This window comes from Mycobacterium sp. 94-17, assembly GCF_035617725.1.
GTDB lineage: Bacteria > Actinomycetota > Actinomycetes > Mycobacteriales > Mycobacteriaceae > Mycobacterium.
The window spans coordinates 1-4,157 of the sequence record NZ_JAPIYN010000045.1 but is presented as its reverse complement, the minus strand read 5'-3'; the positions used below and the strand labels follow the sequence as shown (position 1 = coordinate 4,157).

Below are 4,157 nucleotides of genomic sequence, written 5' to 3'. Positions count from 1 at the left end.
CGGCAAGCCCAACTGGCGGGTCCTCACATCCATCGTCGTCCGATGAACACAGCACCCCGGCAAGATCCGAAGAGCCATTTTTGTAGGTAAAGCCTTATTTCGCGCCCGCCAACAAAGCCCAAAGGCCCGCGGCGTACGCCGGCCGTGTCATCTAAGAGATGGCGCTGCGGGGCGGTGCTGGCGCACTACTAGGCGCGCTACTGGGGGCGCTACTGGGGCCACTACGAGGAGCGTTGCTGGGGGCACTATTGGGAGCGTTGCTGGGGGCACTGCTGGGAGCGTTGCTCGGGGCACTATTGGGGGCACTGCTGGGAGCGTTGCTGGGGGCATTGCTGGGTCCACTATTGGGAGCGCTGCTCGGGGCACTGCCAGCCGAGATCGCTTGTGGGCAGTACGCGTTGGCGGCGATTGCTGCGAACTTGTTAGCTTTCTCCTCGCTTAACGAGGAGTTCTTGGATTGCAGGGTCTTGACGACATCCGACATATCCGTGCCCCCATTGACCGTGTCGCACAGCCATTTGCCTGCGCCTACGGCCTTATCTGGGTCGGAATAGGTGAAGCCGGCCGCGTCCAGTGCGGCGATGAATGCGTCATCGGTGCTATCGGCGTGCGCGGATACGGCCATGCCGAGGATGGCGGCAAGGCCAATCAGGGTCGCGAGTAGCACCTTCATAGTTCACTTGATGGTCGCAGAGTGGTGACCGGCCCGCATCTCGTGCACACAACTTGGCCCGCGTGCCGCACTACGGTGCACAGAATTGCGCACCGTGAAGGGGATCCGTTTGGTGGTCCAGGCGCTATGGGGCTTGGGGTTGATGGGTCGTGGGCCACTGTAGAGCGAACTCGGCCGGGGTGAGTTCACCGTGGGCGGAGTGGAGCCGGTTGCTTCGTAGCCGCGACGCCAGTCTTCGATGATCACGCTGGCTCACCTCGGTATGGCCGTACTCATCGACCGTGAGGGACGTAAGCGAAATGGAGCACGCCCAAGTTGCGATCAAAGGCGTTCGAGACCGACTACGGCGCCACGCATCCCAAGGTGGTCGCCAAGATCGTGGCGGACGCCGACTTGCTGCTGGACTTCTACAAGTATCCGGCCGAGAGTGGGTTCGCCTGCGCACTGCCAACCCGATTAGTCGATATTCGCGACCGTGCGATTGCCGACCAAAGTGACCAAGGGCACGCGTTCACGTGCGGCCGGTATTGCCATGACCTACAAGGTCATTGAGCCCTCACAAGCACGCTGGCGGGCCGTCAACGCCCCGCGCCTGGTCGCCTCGTCCGTGCCGGCGCGGCGGTGTTCCACAAAGGCAAACTGCTCAAGCCCCTCATCGACATCACGCTCACCGAACCTATCGAACCAGCCGAAACGGAGGTGACGTGAAACAACCCGTATTGACAATTACTCTGATGACCAAATACTGACGGGTATGACCGCTGCCCGAAGAAACCTCTGCATCCTTTACGGCGTGATCGCGCTGGTGGCGCTCATCGCCACCTGGGCGCACAACATCGCGTACTTCTCAGCCGGCGGAGACACCTTCGACTTCCTCGCCAGCTGTTTCGCCAATCACGCGGTCAGCTCCATGACCATCGACCTGACACTGGTCTCCGTCGCAGCGCTGGTCTTCATGGTTGCCGAGGCACGCAGGACCGGCGTCAAGTACCTGTGGGTGTACGTCGTGCTGGGGTTCATCGTCGATATCAGCGTGGCCGTTCCACTCTTTCTCATCGCCCGGGAGCGGCGTCTGGCGCAGCTCCAGGACGTTTGACTCGGTGCCGGCTGGCACAACCACAACCGAACCCAACAATCGCCTCGCCGCTGTGACTTGTCGAACGCTAGGGGTGGGGGCTGTTGGTGGGTGGCGCGGGCGGGGTGGCGAATAAGGCCGGATCGGCCACGGTGACACTGCGCGGCACATCGTCTGTCCGGGTCGCGACGACCGGGGTTCGGTACACCGTTCCTTGGTTGCCACATTCATTGGTGAGAACGGTTTCGGTTTGAAAGCCCCGCAGCGCGCCGTCGGGCTGTGGCGCCAATGACCAACTAAGCGTTGAGGTGTCGGTGACTGTTCCGCTTGTTCCGCGGCACTGTTCTGGTGGATGAAGATATGGAGTGTCCTGCCACTGACCGTCGGCGAAGCGGAGAACGCGTGCACCACCTTTGGCCTCGTTGTGGTTGGTGTCGGCCAGCCGAGATCCTGTGGCGACGCATCCCGTGGCTGTACACGACGAACGAAACGCCCACCAATTAGTGGTCTGGGGGGTGGGGTCCCCGGAAGTTGCAGCGCCGTTGGCAGTTTGCTTTGCCCAGTCGTAGTCGACGCGATAGGTGCCATCGAGTACCGGACCTGCAACGGCCGGCGCAGAGGTGCTGGCGGCCGGGGCGCCAGTTGCTGCCGCAGGGTCGGCGACGATGACGGCCGGGGGAACATCGCCTGTCCGGGTCAACACTGCGGGCGTTTGGACCACCGCTCCTTGGCCGGCGCATTCATTGGTGAGAACGGTTTCGGTCTGAACGCCTCGGAGCGTGCCGTCAGGCTGTGGCTCCAATGACCACGTAAACGCCTCGGTTTCTGCACCTGCCACGACTTTTCCGTCTGCCCCGATGCACCGCTGTTGCTGGGTTTGGTCCTGAACAGGCGCGGCGTGCCAGTGACCGTCGACGAAATGCAAATCGTCTGTATCGGCTGGTGTGCCCGCCACTTGATGGTTGTGGTCATCTAGCTTTGTTCCGGTGGCAGCGCACCCTGAGGGTCTGCAAGATGAACGGAACGCCCACCAGGCGTTGGAGGTGTCGGTAGAGGGATCTGGGGTGCCGTTCTTCGTCCGCTTTGCCCCGTCGTAGTCCACGCGATAGGTGCCATCGAGTACCGGACCTGCAGCGGCCGCTGGGAGCGCGGTGCTGGCCGCAGGCGGGGCGAAAATCTTATGGTCAATCAGGTAGGCGACCATCCAGCTGATGATGGTGAGCATGACCACCGTTGTCGCCCCGCCGACAAGGATCCGGCGCCGCCGGCGTCCCAGAGCCTCCCACCCCGACTTCCTGGGCGCCGACTGCACCGTCGCGCTGTGTCGGCGCTCCGGCGCGGACCTGCTGGGCGGTGCGGCGTCGTCTTGCCTCTGGGCAGGGCGCAACGCGCCGAAGAACTCCCGCGGGTCGGCGGCCCGCTCACTGAGAGCTGTGGCGAACTGGCCGCACCGGTCGAATCGGTCGGCGGGATCCTTGGCCAGGGCAATCTCTAGCACTTGATCGAGCTGCGCCAAATCGGGGCGCCGATCGGTGAGCTTGGGAGGTGCTGCGTTGAGGTGTTGGCTGATAACTGCGACCGGGTTGGAGTGCTCATAAGGTGGCGCACCCGTGAAAAGGTGAAACGCGGTGGCGGCCAGCGCGTACTGATCGGCGCGCCCGTCAATATCCGAGCCCAATAATTGTTCGGGTGCGGAGTAGGCGACCCATCCCGCGGTGAAATCTCCTGCGGCGAGTCCACCAATATCGCCCTCTTGCCGGGCTATTCCGAAGTCGGCCAACAGGATCCGTGGTTCGCCGTATTCCGGATTCGTGAGCAAGATGTTGGCCGGCCTGAGGTCGCGATGCAATAGGCCCCGCTGGTGGGCGTAGTCGAGTGCGTCGGCCACCGCCGTGACAATGGCACAGACATCATGCGCTGGCATCCCGTCTGGGTACTGGGCTTGCATCAGCTGCGCGGCGTCGGCGCCTTCGACATAATCCATCGCGATCCACAGTTGGCCATCGAACTCGCCTCGGTCGTGTATGCCGACGATGTGCGGATGATCGAGGGTGGCGGCCAGGTCGGCTTCATGGTGGAACCGGTCTCGGAACTCACTGTCCGCTGACAGGTGCACGGGCAGAATCTTGAGCGCCCGTTGGCGAGGCAACCAGGGGTGGTCGACCAGATAGACCTCGCCCATCGCACCGGATCCCAGCAGTCGCAGGATGGTGTATCCCGCGAAGGTTGCACCGTTTCTCAACGTCATGGTCGGACCGTACCAAGCATCGGCTCGGGCTTCAGCGCAACTTATTCGGAGACGGATTCTGAATGACACGTCGAACTGGAGGATGGTCAAGTCCAGGGACGTGGTGTACGACGTCGTCGTGTGATTCTTCGTTGTCGTGGTTAGGCGGTTAGTGCTGCGGG

General features: G+C 62.8%; 3 protein-coding genes and 3 pseudogenes. 3 read left to right on the top strand and 3 right to left on the bottom strand.

Annotated elements, in window-relative coordinates; all coding sequences use genetic code 11:
- Nucleotides 1–158: 158 nt before the first annotated feature.
- Nucleotides 159–554 (top strand): glycine zipper family protein, encoded by a 396-nt coding sequence (locus OQ789_RS26085; RefSeq protein WP_420716203.1) that lies wholly within the window; start codon nucleotides 159–161, stop codon nucleotides 552–554.
- Here OQ789_RS26085 and OQ789_RS26080 read toward each other — a convergent pair.
- Both OQ789_RS26080 and OQ789_RS26075 read right to left on the bottom strand, forming a co-directional pair.
- Nucleotides 443–673: pseudogene (locus tag OQ789_RS26080) on the bottom strand (DUF732 domain-containing protein); the annotation flags it as partial. The gene OQ789_RS26085 and the pseudogene OQ789_RS26080 overlap by 112 nt on opposite strands.
- A gap of 124 nt (nucleotides 674–797) precedes the next feature.
- Nucleotides 798–925, bottom strand: a pseudogene (locus OQ789_RS26075) (IS3 family transposase); the annotation flags it as partial.
- A gap of 53 nt (nucleotides 926–978) precedes the next feature.
- On the opposite strand from OQ789_RS26075, the pseudogene OQ789_RS25510 reads away from it, so the two are divergent.
- A pseudogene (locus OQ789_RS25510) lies at nucleotides 979–1,381 on the top strand (IS256 family transposase); the annotation flags it as partial.
- Between the two features lie 46 nt (nucleotides 1,382–1,427).
- Entirely contained in the window at nucleotides 1,428–1,769 is a 342-nt protein-coding gene (locus tag OQ789_RS25505; protein WP_324689170.1) for a DUF2834 domain-containing protein, read from the top strand.
- A gap of 67 nt (nucleotides 1,770–1,836) precedes the next feature.
- On the opposite strand, the gene OQ789_RS25500 is transcribed toward OQ789_RS25505, so the two are convergent.
- Nucleotides 1,837–3,996 carry a serine/threonine-protein kinase gene (locus OQ789_RS25500; RefSeq protein WP_324689168.1) on the bottom strand — a complete coding sequence of 720 codons (2,160 nt, stop codon included), beginning with the start codon at nucleotides 3,994–3,996 and terminating at the stop codon, nucleotides 1,837–1,839.
- Between the last annotated feature and the right edge of the window lie 161 nt (nucleotides 3,997–4,157).